Annotated in this window: 16 protein-coding genes and 1 tRNA gene; 7 read left to right on the top strand and 10 right to left on the bottom strand. The window is 57.3% G+C overall.

Annotated elements, in window-relative coordinates; translation table 11 throughout:
* The first annotated feature begins 87 nt into the window (after positions 1-87).
* Entirely contained in the window at positions 88-1,755 is a 1,668-nt protein-coding gene (locus VFA76_03730) for a carboxypeptidase regulatory-like domain-containing protein (protein HZR30949.1), read from the top strand.
* Between the two features lie 174 nt (positions 1,756-1,929).
* Here the strand turns inward: VFA76_03730 and VFA76_03725 are convergent, their stop codons facing one another.
* Positions 1,930-2,508, bottom strand: coding sequence for a hypothetical protein (locus tag VFA76_03725; protein HZR30948.1), 579 nt, complete (start codon positions 2,506-2,508; stop codon positions 1,930-1,932).
* A 114-nt stretch (positions 2,509-2,622) separates the two neighbouring features.
* On the opposite strand from VFA76_03725, the gene VFA76_03720 reads away from it, so the two are divergent.
* From VFA76_03720 to VFA76_03710, 3 genes are all read left to right on the top strand, one after another.
* Positions 2,623-2,793, top strand: coding sequence for a hypothetical protein (locus VFA76_03720; protein HZR30947.1), 171 nt, complete (start codon positions 2,623-2,625; stop codon positions 2,791-2,793).
* Between the two features lie 111 nt (positions 2,794-2,904).
* Positions 2,905-3,144, top strand: a complete 240-nt coding sequence (locus VFA76_03715; protein HZR30946.1) for a hypothetical protein — start codon at positions 2,905-2,907, stop codon at positions 3,142-3,144.
* Positions 3,141-3,284, top strand: a complete 144-nt coding sequence (locus VFA76_03710) for a hypothetical protein (GenBank protein HZR30945.1) — start codon at positions 3,141-3,143, stop codon at positions 3,282-3,284. The genes VFA76_03715 and VFA76_03710 overlap by 4 nt, the downstream gene beginning before the upstream one ends.
* Before the next feature lie 6 nt (positions 3,285-3,290).
* On the opposite strand, the gene VFA76_03705 is transcribed toward VFA76_03710, so the two are convergent.
* From VFA76_03705 to VFA76_03695, 3 genes are all read right to left on the bottom strand, one after another.
* Positions 3,291-3,367: transfer RNA gene (locus VFA76_03705), tRNA-Pro, on the bottom strand.
* A gap of 112 nt (positions 3,368-3,479) precedes the next feature.
* Positions 3,480-3,782 carry a metal-sulfur cluster assembly factor gene (locus VFA76_03700; protein ID HZR30944.1) on the bottom strand — a complete coding sequence of 101 codons (303 nt, stop codon included), beginning with the start codon at positions 3,780-3,782 and terminating at the stop codon, positions 3,480-3,482.
* A 54-nt stretch (positions 3,783-3,836) separates the two neighbouring features.
* Complete coding sequence (locus VFA76_03695) at positions 3,837-6,401, bottom strand: RNB domain-containing ribonuclease (GenBank protein HZR30943.1); 2,565 nt, start codon at positions 6,399-6,401, stop codon at positions 3,837-3,839.
* Positions 6,402-6,867: 466 nt separating this feature from the next.
* Between VFA76_03695 and VFA76_03690 the strand changes: the two genes are divergently transcribed.
* Positions 6,868-7,416 (top strand): polymer-forming cytoskeletal protein, encoded by a 549-nt coding sequence (locus VFA76_03690; protein HZR30942.1) that lies wholly within the window; start codon positions 6,868-6,870, stop codon positions 7,414-7,416.
* A 126-nt stretch (positions 7,417-7,542) separates the two neighbouring features.
* Here VFA76_03690 and murJ read toward each other — a convergent pair whose 3' ends face one another.
* A complete protein-coding gene (murJ, locus tag VFA76_03685; protein HZR30941.1) occupies positions 7,543-9,204 on the bottom strand; it encodes a murein biosynthesis integral membrane protein MurJ in 1,662 nt (553 codons plus the stop codon).
* Between the two features lie 200 nt (positions 9,205-9,404).
* On the opposite strand from murJ, the gene VFA76_03680 reads away from it, so the two are divergent.
* Positions 9,405-10,769, top strand: a complete 1,365-nt coding sequence (locus VFA76_03680) for an aspartate aminotransferase family protein (protein HZR30940.1) — start codon at positions 9,405-9,407, stop codon at positions 10,767-10,769.
* 12 nt (positions 10,770-10,781) lie between these two features.
* Here VFA76_03680 and hemG read toward each other — a convergent pair whose 3' ends face one another.
* The 4 genes from hemG to VFA76_03660 form a co-directional block, all read right to left on the bottom strand.
* Complete coding sequence (gene hemG, locus VFA76_03675; protein HZR30939.1) at positions 10,782-12,230, bottom strand: protoporphyrinogen oxidase; 1,449 nt, start codon at positions 12,228-12,230, stop codon at positions 10,782-10,784.
* A gap of 9 nt (positions 12,231-12,239) precedes the next feature.
* Complete coding sequence (gene hemH, locus VFA76_03670; GenBank protein ID HZR30938.1) at positions 12,240-13,214, bottom strand: ferrochelatase; 975 nt, start codon at positions 13,212-13,214, stop codon at positions 12,240-12,242.
* A gap of 14 nt (positions 13,215-13,228) precedes the next feature.
* Entirely contained in the window at positions 13,229-14,275 is a 1,047-nt protein-coding gene (gene hemE / locus VFA76_03665; GenBank protein ID HZR30937.1) for a uroporphyrinogen decarboxylase, read from the bottom strand.
* Positions 14,276-14,435: 160 nt separating this feature from the next.
* Positions 14,436-15,137 (bottom strand): phosphatase PAP2 family protein, encoded by a 702-nt coding sequence (locus VFA76_03660; protein HZR30936.1) that lies wholly within the window; start codon positions 15,135-15,137, stop codon positions 14,436-14,438.
* Between the two features lie 169 nt (positions 15,138-15,306).
* On the opposite strand from VFA76_03660, the gene VFA76_03655 reads away from it, so the two are divergent.
* Positions 15,307-16,269: a polysaccharide deacetylase family protein gene (locus tag VFA76_03655; GenBank protein ID HZR30935.1), complete on the top strand. Its 963-nt coding sequence runs from the start codon at positions 15,307-15,309 to the stop codon at positions 16,267-16,269.
* A 20-nt stretch (positions 16,270-16,289) separates the two neighbouring features.
* On the opposite strand, the gene VFA76_03650 is transcribed toward VFA76_03655, so the two are convergent.
* Positions 16,290-17,066, bottom strand: coding sequence for a glucose 1-dehydrogenase (locus VFA76_03650; GenBank protein HZR30934.1), 777 nt, complete (start codon positions 17,064-17,066; stop codon positions 16,290-16,292).
* Positions 17,067-17,099: the final 33 nt, after the last annotated feature.

Genomic DNA, 17,099 nt, shown 5'->3' with positions numbered 1-17,099 from the left:
ATTGGGATTTCTCGACAGTTGACCGTTGTCGTATGATCAACTTTGTTCCGCTTCCGCTATTTCTCTCTTGAGAACAGGAGGGTTCCCATGCGGAGTGTGCTTCTCTTAACCACAGTAATTGCATTGGGCATTAGCTTGTTGGCGCAAACGAGTGCTCCTATTTCCAAGGGAGAGAAAAGCAAGTCGGCAACATTCTGCACTGTTTCAGGGCGGGTAGTCACCGCGGCTGAAGGAAATCCCCTGAAGTTAGCGCATGTGGCACTCGCACCCGAGCATCAGGGTCGTCCGAGCGATATTTACGCTGCCATCTCTGACGGCGATGGCCGGTTCAGGGTAAAAGAGGTTCCTCCCGGCCGTTACCGGTTTGTCGCCACCCGGGCAGGCTACGTGGATCAGCAATACCAATCTAAAGGAGCTGGCAAAGGCGCGATCTTAGCACTGCAACCCAAGCAAGAAGTGACAGATGTTCTTTTCCGCATGGTTATGGCGGCGGTGATCACTGGTCGTGTAAGCGATGAGGACGGAGAACCGATGGCTAACATCCAGGTCGTCGCGTTGCGCGCCCCAGATGAAGAAGAGATCGAAGATGGAGAACCGTTCTCGTTAAGGAAGCAAGAATTAATTCCAGCCTCGTCCGTGCAGACCGACGATCGCGGCCAATACCGCATCTTCGGACTTAAACCCGGCGACTATTACATGAGGGCGACGGATACATTCGAACCTCAGTCAGGAATGCAATTGAGTGAGGATTTCTTCATTCGGCAATCACTCGGCTCGCAGTACGTTCCCGTGTACTACCCCGGAGTACTCCAAGTGAACCAGGCACAACTGGTTTCGCTCCGTGCAGGCGAGGAGATGCAGGCTGACTTCTCCATGCGACACGGAAGAACCGTGGAAATCTCGGGGCGTGTTATCGGCCCCGACGGGAAATCTGCTAGCAATATCGGGGTAAGCCTTCTAGGCGTCGAAACCTATGGTATGGACAACTCCGCTGACGTGGACGCCGAAGGCAAGTTCCGGCTGAAAGGGGTACCACCGGGCAGCTACATGCTAGTTGCATACGAGCATGTGGAAGACAGCAGGTATAGCGCTCGGCAGAAGATCGAAGTCGGCAACGAAGACATCGAGTCCATCAGCCTTGCGCTTGGACGGGGTGCTAACTTTCGCGGACGCGTACTGGTTGATGGGCCAGGCGACCTCCATTTGGAGGACATATGGATTAATCTAGACTCCGTGAGTTCGGATCAACAGTCGGGAGGCTTCGGCCGTGTGAAGAAGGATGGTAGCTTTGAATTAACCGATGTGGCTGAAGGTCAGTACGTACTTTCCATTGGAACCCGTGATCCGGGTTGGTACACCAAATCGGCACGACTCGGCGAACAGGACGTTCTCGCAGAGGGGCTGCAAGTCGAGAAAGGGCTTTCTGGCGGGACCTTTGAAATTGTTATCGGCTCCTCAAACGCGCAATTGGAAGGTTCGGTAACGGAAGACGAGAAGCCGGTGGTGGGGGCACACGTCCGCATCGATCCATACCCGGCGACGCCCTACAACACGATCCGTCGGAATAAAGCGACCACTGACCAGACCGGCCGCTTTTTGTTTTCTGATATCGCTCCAGGGAAGTATCGAGTGTCCGCCAAGTTTGTTGCATCTGGGGACGCTCAGGCTCTGATGTCAGATTCGCAGACCGTTACGGTTTCCGAGCATGGCCACAAGACTGTGCAACTGACGCTGGTTCCACCCCAGAGCCAATAATCTGGCGGCTTTTTTGGCGCGCCTCGGCTGCGCCTCCGCGCTTAAATTTGGGGTGCTCGCGGTCGGCGAGTGAAAATGTTGGTCGGCTCTAGCGGACGATTTCAGAATTTTCTGCTGTCTGGCTTGCGAGGTGCCCCGGACGTACACGTCTTTCGCGTTTGAAACGCATAAATCCTAATCCGCTGGCGACTGCTCCCCCTCGCGTGTCATGATCCTCTGAACACCTCTTACCATGGGGCTGGTCACCACCTCACCGGTCTCGTCCTGCCGGATGATTCCAGTGCATTTATCGACTAGAAAATAGCCTATGGTTACCGAACCATTGGGGTTATATCGTCGCGCATTCTCGAGCCGAAATGCGTATGCTCCCTGACGATACTCTTCCACGCCGGGTTCGCGCTTCCAACCGACGTCCATTTCCTCCGCCCGAAGTTCGTCGGCCACAGGCATGAGATAGAGGAGGATTTCCGCATCTCGGACAGAGATTTTTTTGCACTGGGGCTCCGGAACGGCTCTCGAAGCTGCAGGTGACCCTGAGTTGCGAGTCTTGACGAGTAGCTGAACAGTATTTGTGGTATCCATGAACCAGCGTGCGAACCGATCCATGTCAGCCTTGGTCACATCAACCCGAAGGCAGCTGAGGCGCCAATACACGAACAGTGCGGCAGCTACATAGAGCGTCGGGATTAGCAGCAGCAGAGCCACGATTCGTCGAGCCGATTTCCACCGTGGTCTGCTTATGTTACCGGACATTCTTTTCACCACACTGTCTAGACAGGAACCTTACTACCTCCCGCAGTGTTGACAAGAGAGCTGGGGAGGAGTTGAGTTCGTGCACAACCTTATCATTTACGGATATTCCTACCAATGAAAGCACCTGTTCTGCGGGAAGATACCATGCTCGTGCTTGCCAAGCAGATAAAAACACTATTCAATCATGGCGGCGATCTGTGCCGCCGCGAGCTATGCCGGAAATATTACGACCGCTTGTCTTTCGGTATGGGAAACTACCCCGATATTCCTCTTGTTGAACACTGAGGTTGTAACCGTCTACAAAATTGCCGACACCGTTGTAGACGGGAAAATCCGAAGCGCTGTTTATGTGTTTGAAAATTATTGGTCGGGACGGGCGGATTTGAACCGCCGAGCATGTTCGCCCTGCCGGGCTCACCCCCTCGCAAGCTTTTTCTGGCGCGCTTCGGCTTCGCCGACGCTGCGCTTCAATTTGGGGTGCTCGCGGTCGGCGAGTGGGAATGTCGGTCGGGACGGGCGGATTTGAACCGCCGAGCGCGCTCGCCCTGCGGGGCTCACCCCCCTCGCAAGCTTTTCCTGGCGCGCCTCGGCTGCGCCGCTGCGCTTCAAGTTGGGGTGCTCGCGGTCGGCGAGTGAGAATATTGGTCGGGACGGGCGGATTTGAACCGCCGAGCACGCTCGCCGTGCCGGCTCACCCCCTCGCAAGCTTTTTTCTGGCGCGCTTCGGCTTCGCCGACGCTGCGCTTCAATTTGGGGTGCTCGCGGTCGGCGAGTGAGAATGTTGGTCGGGACGGGCGGATTTGAACCGCCGACCCCTCGCACCCCAAGCGAGTGCGCTACCAGACTGCGCCACGTCCCGACGGCTGAGAAAGTCCATCCTGCAAGGATGAACCGGGTGAAGCGGGGTCAAGAGAAGAATTCTACACCAGGGCCTTCTACAGCATGGCCGGTCTGAAGCCGGCAGAAGGCGCTTACGCCTCAATGCCCAGTTTTTCACGGCCTTCGGGGCTGATGCGGCTGGGGTCCCAAGGCGGATCCCAGACAACATTGATTTTTACGGTGTTCACTCCCGGAGTGTTGAGCAAAGTGGTTTTGATGTCGCGGCTGATCTCATTGTGCGAAGGGCAGCCCTGCGCGGTCAGCGTCATTTCGACTTCGACATCGCCCTCGTTGACTTCAACCTTATATATAAGACCGAGGTCCACGATGTTGAGCGGAATCTCCGGGTCATAACAGAACCGCAGCCGCTCCAGGATGTCTGCTTGTGTGGGCATGTAAAAGGAAATTGTACTTGATTGTGTGGCGCGCGGGCATGCCTCGGCACACTATTAGGAACGGCGCCGCCGTTTCTTTTGCTTGTGGGATTGCTTCTGAACGTGCTTTTGCGGGCGCACGGGCCGCTGCTCGACCAAGGAAAACTGTATCTTTTTCTGCACCGGGTCGATGCGGTCCACCAAAACGCGCACACGCTGGCCCAGGCCGTAGATTTTACGGGTGCGCTGACCGATGATCTGCTTGGTGTTCTCGTGATAGATGTAGCGGTCGTCGTTAAGTGAGTCGATAGGTACCAGTCCTTCAATGAACAGGTCGGTAAGTTCCACGAACAGGCCGTACTTGGTCACACTGACGATGAGACCGTCAAATTCTTCGCCGACCCGGTCCTCCATGAACCTGACCTTTTTCCATTCCATCAGTTCCCATTCAGCTTCGTCAGCGCGGCGCTCGGCGTCACTGGACTCCTCGGCAATCTCGTGCAGAACTGGTTCGGGAATGGGCTCGATGTGTTTTTTCTCTGCAGGGTGGGCCTTCTTCGAACGCGTGTGGGCAGATGAGGTAGCAGCTTCCTGCCGCTTCGACCAGGGCGTTGCAGCTCCCTCGCTGCGCGCTGGAGTGCCTTTTCCAACCGGCACATCGCCCTCATGCGCCTCCGCCGCCTCGCGCAGCACCTCCTTTAATATGCGGTGAACAATCAGGTCGGGATAGCGCCGAATCGGAGAAGTGAAATGCGTATAGCTAGGGGCAGCGAGAGCGAAGTGACCTTCGTTGTTCTCCGAATAGCGTGCCTGTTTGAGAGAGCGCAGCATCAGGAAGGAAAGAATCCGCTCCTCAGGCTTGCCGGCAATCTTCTTCGTCAGCTTCTGATACATACGCGGCGTGATATGCACCTCTTTGGGAATTTCCAGGTCGCGTGGATGCCGCCCTGTGCCGTGAGTGGAACGACGATCACTGCGGAATTGCATTCGCTGCACGGGTAAAGGTCCAACTCCTAACGAATAGCCAAAACTGGCGGCAATGGTTTCGAACTCATAAACCCGCTTGGGGTCAGGTTTCTCGTGGATGCGGTACAGCGAGGGAACGTGCTTGCTCTCCAGGTACTGGGCAACAGACTCATTGGCCGCCAGCATGAATTCTTCTATCAAACGGTGAGCGATGTTTCGCTCTGATCGCGCGATGCTGCGCATCAGGCCGAACTCGTCGAATTCGATCATGGGTTCCGGCAGGTCGAAATCAATGGAGCCGCGCCGCTCGCGCTTGCGGTTCAGGATCATGGCGAGATCACGCATCAGCTCGAAGGTCCCCACAAGCGGGTCGTAGCGCTTGCGCAGCACGGGATCTCCTTCCAGAACGGAGTTCACAGCCGTGTAAGTCATGCGTTCGACGGAACGGATTACTCCCGGCCTGATCTCGTAGTGCACGATTTCGCCCTGGTGATCAATTTCCATCACGCAAGACATCACGAGCCGGTCCACTTGTGGCTTGAGGCTGCAAATATCAGTGGAGAGCTCGACCGGCAGCATGGGAATGGCACGATCAGGGAAGTAGACGGATGTGCCGCGCAGTCGCGCCTCGCGATCCAATTCCGTCTCGGGTGTGACATAGTTGGCGACGTCGGCGATGTGTACCTGGAGTTCGAAATTCCCGTTGGGCAAGGTGTACGCCAGGACCGCATCATCGAAATCGCGCGCCGTCTCCCCGTCAATGGTGACGATCGAAAGTGCACGGTAGTCGCGCCGCGAATGCAATTCACTGGCAGGAATAATCGGCTCGATGGCCTGAGCTTGGTCCAGCACGGCTTGAGGAAAGCGGTGTGGCAAGTGGTGCTTGCGGATGATGATCTCGACGTCAACGCCAAAATCATCTTCACGGCCAATCACTTCTACGACTCTGCCTCGAGGATTCTGAGTGGGCGTGGGCCAGGCAGTAATCTCCACGTCAACCACAACCCCCTCGAGATCATCCCAGGTCGTCGGCCTCTTCTGGGCCTCTTCACCCAGTACACGATGCGGTGTGCTGCGGGAATCTACGCGCGGTGGACGCGCTACCCCAGAGGGCTGAGATTCAGTGGTCGAAGATTTAGCCTCCGGAATCTCTTGTCCAGGTGGAATGATGATGTCCTGGGTGACCTTTTCATCCATCGGGTGAACATAGTTGTAACGCGGGCCGTAATGAAAGGTGCCGACGATAGTGGGATGAGCGCGTTCCAAAGAGCGGACGATGCGGCCTTCGGCTCGGCCATCGGCGCGAATGGCACCCACTTCAACCAGAACGCGATCGCCGTGCATCGCCGCGTCCATAGCGTTGGGAGCGATGTAGATATCGCCGCTGATCTTTTCGCGCAGCTCGGAGCTGTCCGGGATTACGAAACCGTAGCCATCGCGGTGCATGGTAAGACGGCCGGTAACCTGGTTCTTCCCACGAGACGCCTTGGGAATTGCGTAGCGATCGCCATCAGCCTGAACCAGTTCGCCGCGTGAAACGAGATTGCGGAGACGGTCAGAAAGTTCCCGCCGATCGTTGCCGCGCGCGCCCAACTCGCGAACTAATTGCTTGTAGCCCGCCGTCTGCCGTGGTTGGCGTTCGATGTTGCGAAGGATGTTGCTGTCAGAAATCATGCTCAGGAACAGTCAGTTAGATGTGGCCGCGCACTGAACGTGTGCGCCGAACAGAATATTGTCCCGCCAGATTTTGCGCAGCACCGCTCAAGTCTGGATGATGACGCCCAATTTCCCGCTTCGGACCAAGGCTCCTGCAAGGGGACTAGCCCCTTAGTAACTGCCCAGTTTCCACCTTTGTACCTTACTCTACGCTAAGCGCGAAACTAACATGGCGGTAAGGACTTTACCGGATGCCTTCTTCATCACCCAGGGTGGAAGATGAAACCGGCAGCGCGACCGGGTCGTCCAAGACGTTGTGCGCGCAACGTGTCGCGAAGTCGTTGACGTTTGGGCATTTTCCTCAGGCGCAACACGATTTCCACAGTGTGCGGGTTGAAGCTGCAAGGTAGAATGGAAAGCAGTCTCCCGGACATCAACGACTGGAAACGCCACGTTAATTCCGACGGAAAGGATTTCTTTGACCATGTGGAAGCCCACAACTCAGCCCACGACTGGCAGTAGCCCGAAGCCGTTCAGCTCGGAACCGGAGCGTCCGGTCACAACCTCCACGATGTCTCATTCGTCAGCTTCAGAAACCAGCAGTGCACCCGCTCCACGTCCGACCGTAGGCACCACGGCAGAACAGGCAACCATCGGTAAATCGCTCGTGATTAAGGGCGAGGTCACCGGATCGGAATCGCTCTACATTGATGGCCGGGTGGAAGGCTCCATTAACCTTGCCGGAAATCGCGTCACCATCGGCCGGAACGGCGTAGTGGCTGCGAACATCAACGCCCGAGAGATCGTGGTGTTGGGCAAAGTGCGCGGCAACCTCACCGCCAGCGATCGCGTTGACATTCGCAACGACGGATCACTGACCGGCGATGTGGTGGCTGCTCGCATCAGCATTGAAGATGGCGCTTTCTTCAAGGGCGGAATTGACATTCGCAAGCCCGGGCAGAAGGTGAATGGCGACGGCAAAGACGCCGATGGCCCGGTTGTCACTGCTGCACGAGCCGGCGCTGCCAACTAAGAGCCTGGCCCGCTGAACCGATATAAGACTCGCGGCTGAAATGTGGCTGCGACGAAATGATTAAGGGCGCTCCCAACGGAGCGCCCTATGTTTTTATCGGGGGCTTGTGCCGGAATTTTTCTCGCCTTAAGGCTCTATTCTCATGTCCTCTGCGTGTTTTTCGGCGACGTGCGGATACGAGGTGCGTTGACCGCGTCGTCTCAGGCTGGCCGGCAATTCGGAGCCTGTCGCCCACAGCCCCATCGCAACCGCCGCCGCCCAGGTCACCGAAACCATTGCCAAAGCTTCAACGTCAGACAGCCGGCTTCCTGTCACCTTCACAGCTTGAGCAACTCCGTAGCTCAGCACGCCGGCGAAAATGGCAGTGAATACAGCTTTCCCCAACTCTCGCCAGGGAAGATGAGACATGCTGACCAACCTCTCCCGATGCAGCCAGATGGCCAGCGCCAGAGTATTGGCCAAGATGCCCAGGTCTGAAGCCATAGCCAATCCGACTATGGAGAATCGGTGAAACAACACCGAATAAATCGGCAGTGACGCGAAAGTGATGGCGGTCCCGGCGAGCATTGGGGTGAGGGTGTTTCCTGCCGCATAGAAAGCGCGGGCATATAAGGCCTGTGCCGACCAGAAGGCGAGTGAAACCGCGAACCATGCAAAGTACAGAGCAGTTTCGCGCGAGTCAGAAAAAGTAAATCGCCCGCGCCGGTACACCAGGTCTACAAAGGGTAGGGCGGCGGCAATCATCCAAGCGCTAAAGAGAAACGAGACCGCGGAGATCCGGTACACGGAGGCGTTTACCGTGTCGCGGAATTCGTCCATACGACGCTCCCCGATCAGCCTGGCAAAAAATGGCAACGAGGCTTGCCCTGTGGCTTGGCCGAGCACCGCCATGGGCACTGCAAACAGACGTTTGGCATAGTTCAAGCGAGTGATGTCGCCGGCACTGCCGGAGGCGAAGAAGCGCAGGATCCAATCGTCAGCCGTTACCAGCGACACGCCCAGCATCAGCGGGATAGAAAGCTTTACCCATTCCATAAATGCAGGATTTGTAAGATCAAACATCGGCCGGTAGCCTGTGCCCACGCGACGCGCACCGATGGCGTTCACCAGGAAGGGACCGACGAAGCTTCCCGCCAATGCTCCGTAGGCGAGAGAAGAAATTCCTAATCTTCTCGACAAAAGGGCTCCGCCCAAAATAATGAACACGTTGTAGAGCAGTGGCCCGAGCGCCGGAAAGAGGAACAACCGGCGTGAAAGCAGCACCGCCGAAACCACTCCGCCAACATAGAAGAACACTTGTGCCGGCAACAAAATGCGGGTGAGGTGCACGCAGAGCCGCAACTGTTCGTAGGTAAAGTGCGGGAAAAGGTGGCGCTCAATATTGAAGGCAAATAGCTCTGTCAGGCCAATGCCGATTATCAGCACGGTCGTCATAACCGTGATGATGATGGAGAAGGTCTTCTGCGCTTCGTCCTCCCGCTTCTCCGCCAGGAATCGCGTGTAGATGGAAATAAACGTTATGGAGGCGGTCCCGCCAGCCACTAGGTAATTGAGCCAATCCGGCAGGGTAAATGCTGCGACATAAGCATCCGTCTGCGGCCCAGCGCCGAATGCATAGGCTATGTAGGCTTCGCGAAGGTAGCCGATGATGCGCGAGAGCATCACGGCTGACATCAGCAGTAGCGTGGCTGAAAAGGCGCTGTGCTCGTGGGAAGGCCTGAAATAGCGCAACAGGTTACGACCGGGAGGTCGCGCTGGCGCAATTCCAGGATCAGAGGGAGAACCCATCAATTCGCCGATTCTACACGGAGTGTGACCCGTTCTATGGGCCGCGAAATGCGAATCTTGGTTCCCGCATCTCAGAAGATAGTGTCAGCGGCGACCTTTGCGTTTTTCCGGTTTCTGACACTGCTGCCGGCTGCGACCACGATAGTCATTGGGCGCAGGCTATAATCTTCGCGTCCCTTATCCCAATACTCGAGGCTCCCTTGGGCTCAGCGCCTTCTGAAGGGTCGCGCCAGTCGGCGGTATTTCGCCGTTCTTTTAGCAAGACTTTTCCGGCAGCAATTCGTGGCGAAGGCGCGCTCCTGTGGGACGCAGAAGGCAAGCAGTATCTGGATTTCTCCGGCTCGGCCGCAGTGAACTTCATCGGACATGGCGTGCGCGAAATTTCCGATGCCATGGTGGAACAGGCACGGGCGTTGGAATTCGCGCACACCAGCCAGTTCACCACGCCCATCGCCGAGGAATATGCGCGCGAACTGCTGGAGTTCGCCGGCGAAAATTTCCGCGCAGGCGCAGTTTACTTCACGAGCGGCGGATCGGAAGCAATTGAGAGCGCACTCAAACTCGCCCGGCAGTATCAAGTAGAAATTGGTCAGAAAGAACGGTTTGAGGTGCTCAGCCGTCGGCAAAGCTACCATGGATCAACTCTAGGAGCACTGGCCGTCTCTGGGAACGCGCGTCGGCGCGAGATTTACTTACCCATGGTCCGCGAGTTCGAGCATGTTGGCACTCCTTATTGCTACCGTTGCCAATATGAATGCAAGAGCTGCGCGCGCGCCTATGCCGATGAGGTGGAACACGCGCTCGCGACCAACGCCCACGCAGCGGCCTTCATCGTCGAACCGGTGAGCGGGGCTACCTTGGGCGCTGCTGTCCCGCCGGACGGATATTTGCAGCGTGTTGCCGAAACCTGCTTCCGCCGTGGCGTTCTGCTGATCGCTGACGAGGTCATGACCGGCATGGGGCGTACTGGCCGAAACTTTGCCGTGCAGCATTGGGGCGTCGCGCCGGACATTCTAGTCACCGCCAAGGGGCTCTCCAGCGGCTATGCGCCCCTGGGCGCGGTGATTGCCAGCCGCAAAGTAGTGGACGCTATTGCAAATGGTTCGGGCAGCTTCACCCATGGTTTCACCTACAATGCGCACCCCGTCGCGTTGGCGGTAGGTCGCGCGGTTTTGAGACGGATTCAAAGCTCGCGGCTGGTTGATGCCGCGTCTTCATCCAGCCGAAAGAGCATCGGCTCGACTGTAAAAACTGCACTCCAGGAGCTTAGCTCCTGTCGCGCGGTTGGTGATGTTCGTGGCATTGGCCTGCTCTGGGGTGTGGAATTTGTTGCCGATCGCAGCAGTAAGCAGCCGTTTGCCGCGGAAGTGAACTTCGCCGGCCGCGTGGGTCAAGCCGCCGCCAATCGCGGCCTGCTGGTTTATCCCATGCAGGGCTGTGTAGATGGATACTCGGGCGACCACCTGCTCATCGCGCCACCGGCGGTGATCACAGAAGAGCAGATCGCCTGGGCAGGAGGGGAGTTGAAAGCCGCGATTGATGAAGTGACGGCCGAGGTCGTTTAGTTTAGTTCCGGTCTATTGCTGGACCAGGTGACTCGGGCTGGCGGTGGCTACCGTGGTGACTGCGCCGATCACCTGATCAGCGGCTTCCTTTCCAGAACGAATACAGTCGGGCACGCCGATGCCACGATAACCGTTACCGACCAGGTACAGCCCCGGCAATCCCTGGCGCAGTTTTTCGATGCGCTGCAGCCGCTCCAGATGCCCAACTGCGTATTGCGCCATGGCGGCCTTCCACTTGTAGACTCGTGCGAAAAGCGGCTCCGATTTTATCCCGATGATTTCCAGTAGCTCACGGCGAACAATGGCCAGGATTTCCTGCTCACTCTGCGCAAGGATGCCCTCGTCTCGCGAGCCACCCAGGAAAACACGTAAGAGAGCGCGGTCGTCAGGCGCCCGATGGTGGAATTTATTATGAACAAAAGTACAGGCCAGCATCCGTTTACCCTCGGTGCGTGGCACAAGCAAACCGAAGCCGGGTGGCAACTGGAGCGCATTCTTCGCATACCCTAACGTGACCGTAACCGAAGAACTGTATGCGATTTGTTTCAGCTCCGCAGCCAAACGAGCGTCGGTCGATTCGAGCAGCCGACCGGCAACTGGCGCTGGCGTCGCGACGATCACGCTGTGGAAGCGTTGCGGAGCCTGGCTGTCCGAGATTAGCTGCCATACACCCTCAACTTGGCGCAGCTCTCGAACCGGAGTATTCGTTTGCAACGTCTCTGCCGGCAGATTCGCAACAAGTGCATCCACGATCTGCTGCATCCCATTTTTTAGAGATGTAAATAAAGATGGAGCGCCTGCGCCACTTGTCGCGGCACCTGCAGCGCGTCCCTTTTTGCGCGATGCCAACATAGCGCGCCCGAGGCTACCAAATTTGTTTTCTGCCTCCGCAAACCGGGGCAGGACTGCGCGGAGGCTCAGATTGGCGGCTTCACCACCGTACACCCCCGCAAGCAGCGGATCAGCAAGCCGCTCGACCATCTCCTGGCCATAATGGCGCTCCACGAAAGTAGCCGCACTCTCATCAGCTACGGCTGGCCTGGGAGGATGAAACCACTCCTGCACAATGCGCCGCTTTGCAGAAAACGAAAATAGCGGTGACCAAAGAATCGGAAGAAGCCTGGTAGGCACCATGAACATCAGGCCCTCAGGAATCGAGACCAGCCGCTGATTTACAAGAATATAGGTTTTGCGCTGAGCGTCATTCGATCCGATTAGCTGGTCGCCCAGGCCGAGCTCACGGCACAGTTCTGCGGCCCAAGGCTTTTCGCTGAGAAACGAATCCGGGCCGGCCTCGACCAGGCAGCCGTCCACGTTTTCGGTTTGCACCGTTCCACCTAGCCGCGAGGAAGACTCGAACAGCAGGTATTCGATCGCGGCACCCTGTCGCCGTCTTTTTTCCAATAAAAACGCGGCGCTGAGGCCGGATATTCCGCCGCCGACGATGGCTATGCGTCGCATCAGAAGTTCTTATGGCTTCGTCTGCGCCAGCGGCGCACCTTCCGCGTGAAAAGTCGTTCGTGATCGCGCCAAATCCGCCAGGGCAGAGGTCAACCCCGGCGAATCGTTCAAGGACTCGGCGCGCCAGAGGCGCATTCCCTGCTCCGCCGCAAATTGGCGGAATGCAATATCAATGTCGTACAAGACTTCCACGTGATCGCAAAGAAACCCTACGGGCTGAATAAACACACCACGATGTTTTTGTTGGCTGAGCTGCCGAATGGTTTCTTCCACGGTGGGCCCCAACCAGGGCCCGCCTGAGGTCCCTTGACTTTGGAACGCGAAGCTCCAGCCGTCTCTGCCAAGGGCGGGCACGGACATTGCCACCAATGCGGCGGTTTCGCGCGCCTGGTGCTCGTACGGGTCACCTTCCTGGATAGTTCGTGCGGGAACACTGTGGGCGGTGAAGATCACCGGCAGTTTCGCGCCAAGTTCGCTGCAAGCGTGTTCCCATCCCGCTCGTAGTTTCTCCGCGAAGGCTTGCACCAAAAGGGGGTGATCGTGCCACGATTCGACAAAGTCAACTTCGAATGGGACCGGGCTGGCGCTTCCCTTTTCGCGCTGAGCCCCGAGCAAGGCCCTGCGATACAGACCAACGCTAGTGCGGGAGTTCTGCGGCGCGAGACAAATTATCACGGCTCGTTGCACCCCATCGGCAACCATGGTGTGTGCAACATCCGCGATGTAGGGCCGCCAATTCCGCATGGCCCAGTAAACGGGCGCCTTCAGTTTTCGGCGGAGGGCCTCCGCCTGGGCTTGAGTGTACTCATCTAGAGGCGAGCGGCCGATCAGGGCATATCGGCGCTTAACTTCGTCCACTACGTTTTGTGGGAGGATTCTGCCGCCGGTTACGTTGGTAAGAAATTCCGGGACGTCGTCCACTCTCTCGGGGCTGCCGTGCGCCAGCAGTAGGACGGCGGTTTTAGAATTGACGGCATTTCCCATCGCCAGGATGTCCCTCAGACAGCGGCTGCCTTTACTGTGTACTCGTGTACAAATGTCACCAGATTGCGAACATTTTCAACTGGGGTCTCCGGCAAAATCCCGTGACCTAGATTGAAGATGTGTCCGGGGCGTCCATCTGCGCGTCGGAGCACATCTTCGGCGCGGGCCCGCAATTCTTTCCAGGGAGCAAACAATGCCACTGGATCCAGATTTCCTTGTACGGAACCTTCAAAGCGGATGCTGCGCCACGCATCGTCGAGCGGAATGCGCCAGTCAACCCCGATTACCTCTGCGCCGGTTTGTTTCATCGAGGGCAGTAGAGTTGCAGTGTCCGTCCCAAAGTAAATTACCGGCACGCCATTCTGGTTGAGTGCTTGAATCAACTTTTTGCTGTGCGGGAACACGTATCGTTGATAGTCCTCAACCCCCAGGCATCCCACCCAGCTATCAAAAACTTGGATTGCATCGGCACCGGCACGAACTTGTTGACTGGCATATTCGCTGAGCACGGCCACTAATTTGCCCGCGAGCTCGTTCCAGGCTTGTGGCTCGCGGAACATGAGCTTCTTGGTTTCAAGATAGTTTCGTGACCCGCCACCCTCAATCATGTAGCTGGCCAGAGTGAAAGGGGCGCCGCAGAAACCGATCACCGGCAATCTCTCGCCGAAATGTCCGGCCACCAGACCTATGGCTTCAGACACATATCCCAACTCTGCCACGCGGTCAGTTCGCAAGCGCTGGATCTCCGCCATGCCACGCAGCGGATTTTCTATCACCGGCCCCTCACCAGCTGCAAAACGAAACGGCATACCCATTACTTCCAACGGCAGCAACAGATCAGCAAAGATGATGGCTGCATCTACGCCCAGCCATTCAGCCGCGGTAATGGTTACTTCGGCAGCGAGTTCGGGGTTTTTGCAGATTTCGAGAATCGAATGGCGCTCGCGAATGGCGCGATATTGCGGCATGTAGCGGCCCGCCTGCCGCATAAACCACACCGGAGTTGCGGCTACAGGCCGCGCGTGACAGGCTTTCACAAATGCGGAGTTCGGCGCCGACATTGCTATTCAATGTAGCATTTTTTGTGCATGGGCTGGATGTGACGTCCCGCCGGGTTGTGCAGTCGTCTAGAACATCCCGGTGGTGCAGGAATGCAACCGCCAAAATTCGCATAGCCACGGCTGAAGCGCTTCAGGGTCGTGGGAACTCTGGCAGACCCGCCTAGTGCGGAGAGGTAAAGTAACTTCCAGTGACGTAGCCGAGTGTTCCGCCAATCAGGATGTCCGATAAGAAATGCTTCTTCGCGGGGAAGCGTGCCATGCTTACTCCTGCCGCGAGCGCATACATGCTCCACTTAAGCCAACGCTTCTGCGGATATTGGTGGGCGATCACGGTCGCAATTGCAAAAGTACCGGCTGCGTGTCCGGAGGGAAAGGATTTCCCCTTCTCCCAAAACTCGCCCGCACTGTTTGCCTGGTCTGGCCGCTGGCGATTGGTTCCCGCTTTGACCAGCGTGTCCAAGAGCGAGGCGGCTCCCGCTGCTTCGAGCGCAATCAAACCGGTCGAGCGCAATGTGGTGCGATGGGAAAGACACCCGACCCCATACATCAACGCCGCAGTACCCAATTCCAGATCCAAACCGACTGTCGAGGCAGTATCCCAGCGGCGCGCTGTCGAGGTGCTCTGAATCTCCCGGCTGGCGGGTGAATCTGCGGCTTCGATTAACACGGCGCTCGCCGCTGCAATTGGCAGTTCCCACTTAAGGTTTTTGGGCCGAATCGCGTTGCGCGGCGCGTTCACGATACCGTTCCAGGCCCAAGCCGCGTCATGGTGCACCTGCTGTCCGGTTCCCCTCACACAACCCTCGGAGGAAACACCGGTCTGCGCGCCCAGGTTAGCACTGAAAAGAGTTGCAAAGGCCACGACCACAGCCAGGCGACTTGGTATGCGGCATCTCACGCTAATTCAGGATAGCAAGCATGGATGCATCATCTTCGGCTCGGGATTGCTGGTTCTTACTTTTAAACCGGCAGGCAAGAAATTAGCACTTTACTGGTTTGTGCGATAATCCGCGTTTTCACGGGAGCAGTTTATGAAAATCTCGCGAGTATTGACGGGAATCATCTCGATGTTATTAATCTCTGCAGGCTGGCTGAACTCACAGAATACAGCTCATGCGGATCGCCAAGTTTGCATCACGGTTGACGACCTGCCCGCAGGCGCCGCCGATTCCATGTCTGCGGCGACCATTACCGATCTGACCTCGAAAATCGTAGCTACTCTTCGCGACCAGAAGGTCCCAGCCGTGGGGTTCGTCAACGAAAAGAAGCTGTACCACTGGGGCGAGGTCGACCAAAGAATCAACGCGCTTGCGATGTGGGTGGACTCAGGTTTGGAACTCGGCAACCACACGTTCAGTCACGCATCTCTCAACAAAGTGGGTCTAAAGGCGTGGGAGGACGAGATAGTGCAGGGCGAGTCAGTCACCCGGCTGCTGCTCGCCAAGCACAATATGAAGCTTCGATACTTCCGTCATCCGTACCTCGACACTGGCCGCGATCTGCAAACCCGCCGGGATGCGGAAGCCTTCCTGGTCGCGCGCGGCTATCGCATCGCGCCGGTGACGGTCGACGCCTGGGACTGGATGTTTGCCGGGGTTTACGAAGATGCCAAGAAGCGCGGTGACACTGCCTTGCAGCAGCAACTCGCGAAAACCTACGTCACCTACACCGATGCGGTATTTGCGTACACTGAACAGTTTTCCAAAGAGCTGATCGGTTACGAGCCCAAGCAGATCCTGCTGTTGCACGGCAATCAACTGGAGGCTGACCATCTCGGCGAAATAATTGACGTGATGCGCAAGCGAGGCTATCGGTTTATTACGCTGGAAGATGCGCTGAGCGACCAGGCGTACAGCCTTCCCGACACCTACGTGGGAGAGGAAGGCACCGGCTGGCTTGACCATTGGGCGATCACGCGTGGCAAGCCTCCCCAGGGAGCTCCGGTATTTCCGCAATGGGTGATCGATCGCGCGAAGACGATCAGGGGGTACTAGGGGTCACACGACCCGGAGAATCATCGGGTGACGCCAGCGGCCAGAAAGCCTCCGTCAACTACCAGGTTGGTACCAGTAACAAAGCTGGCGGCGTCCGACGAAAGAAAAATCGCCGCCCCAACAAGTTCCTCCACCTTGCCGTAGCGCCCCATCGGCGTGCGCTGCAATATTTCCTCGCCGCGTGGTGTTCCATCCAGCAGCTTCTGATTGAGTGCCGTACGAAAGTATCCGGGGACAATAGCGTTTACGGCCACCCCATGGCGTGCCCACTCGATAGCTAACGACTTGGTGAGCGAGGCGACGCCAGCTTTGCTCGCACAATAGGCCGTTACTTCGTACAATGCTTGAAAAGATCCCACCGATGCGATGTTGACGATGCGCCCGGAGCGGCGCTCGACCATATGCCGTCCAAAGATCTGACAGGCGCGCAGAGTGCCGGTCAAATTGGTTTCCATCAGAGCGACCCAATCTTTTTCGGGGAAATCGAGGGTCGGTGCGCGCTGGTTATATCCGGCAGAGTTGACCAGAATGTCCACTTTTCCGAACGCATGAACAATCGATTCGAGTAAACGCTCGAGGGAAGCGCGATCGGTGACGTCCGAGGTGATGGACAACGACCGCCGGCCCAAAGCCTCAATTTCTGCAGCCGCGATCTTGACCTGCTCCTGGCGGCGGGCGGTGGGCACTACGTCGGCGCCCGCCTGGGCCAGTCCGAGGGCGATCGCTCTCCCTATGCCAGAGGTTCCGCCGATCACCACCGCCACTTTGCCGCTAAGATCGAAACCGCTGTAGGCCATAGTGTTTCGTAACCAGCTTTGTCGGCAGTTAGT

It is taken from the genome of Terriglobales bacterium (genome assembly GCA_035651655.1).
In the GTDB taxonomy this organism is placed as follows: Bacteria; Acidobacteriota; Terriglobia; order Terriglobales; family Acidobacteriaceae; genus DASRFG01.
The sequence above is the reverse complement of the archived record's forward strand: the minus strand, read 5'-3'. Positions and strand labels throughout refer to the sequence as shown.

Coding starts and splice junctions, on each gene's coding strand:
- VFA76_03655 (HZR30935.1), top strand. CDS start 15,307: ATGAAAATCTCGCGAGTATTGACGGGAATCATCTCGATGTTATTAATC.
- VFA76_03715 (HZR30946.1), top strand. CDS start 2,905: ATGTTCGCCCTGCCGGGCTCACCCCCTCGCAAGCTTTTTCTGGCGCGC.
- VFA76_03730 (HZR30949.1), top strand. CDS start 88: ATGCGGAGTGTGCTTCTCTTAACCACAGTAATTGCATTGGGCATTAGC.
- hemH (HZR30938.1), bottom strand. CDS start 13,214: ATGGGAAATGCCGTCAATTCTAAAACCGCCGTCCTACTGCTGGCGCAC.
- hemE (HZR30937.1), bottom strand. CDS start 14,275: ATGTCGGCGCCGAACTCCGCATTTGTGAAAGCCTGTCACGCGCGGCCT.
- murJ (HZR30941.1), bottom strand. CDS start 9,204: ATGGGTTCTCCCTCTGATCCTGGAATTGCGCCAGCGCGACCTCCCGGT.
- VFA76_03720 (HZR30947.1), top strand. CDS start 2,623: ATGAAAGCACCTGTTCTGCGGGAAGATACCATGCTCGTGCTTGCCAAG.
- VFA76_03690 (HZR30942.1), top strand. CDS start 6,868: ATGTGGAAGCCCACAACTCAGCCCACGACTGGCAGTAGCCCGAAGCCG.
- VFA76_03700 (HZR30944.1), bottom strand. CDS start 3,782: ATGCCCACACAAGCAGACATCCTGGAGCGGCTGCGGTTCTGTTATGAC.
- VFA76_03650 (HZR30934.1), bottom strand. CDS start 17,066: ATGGCCTACAGCGGTTTCGATCTTAGCGGCAAAGTGGCGGTGGTGATC.
- VFA76_03695 (HZR30943.1), bottom strand. CDS start 6,401: ATGATTTCTGACAGCAACATCCTTCGCAACATCGAACGCCAACCACGG.
- hemG (HZR30939.1), bottom strand. CDS start 12,230: ATGCGACGCATAGCCATCGTCGGCGGCGGAATATCCGGCCTCAGCGCC.
- VFA76_03725 (HZR30948.1), bottom strand. CDS start 2,508: ATGTCCGGTAACATAAGCAGACCACGGTGGAAATCGGCTCGACGAATC.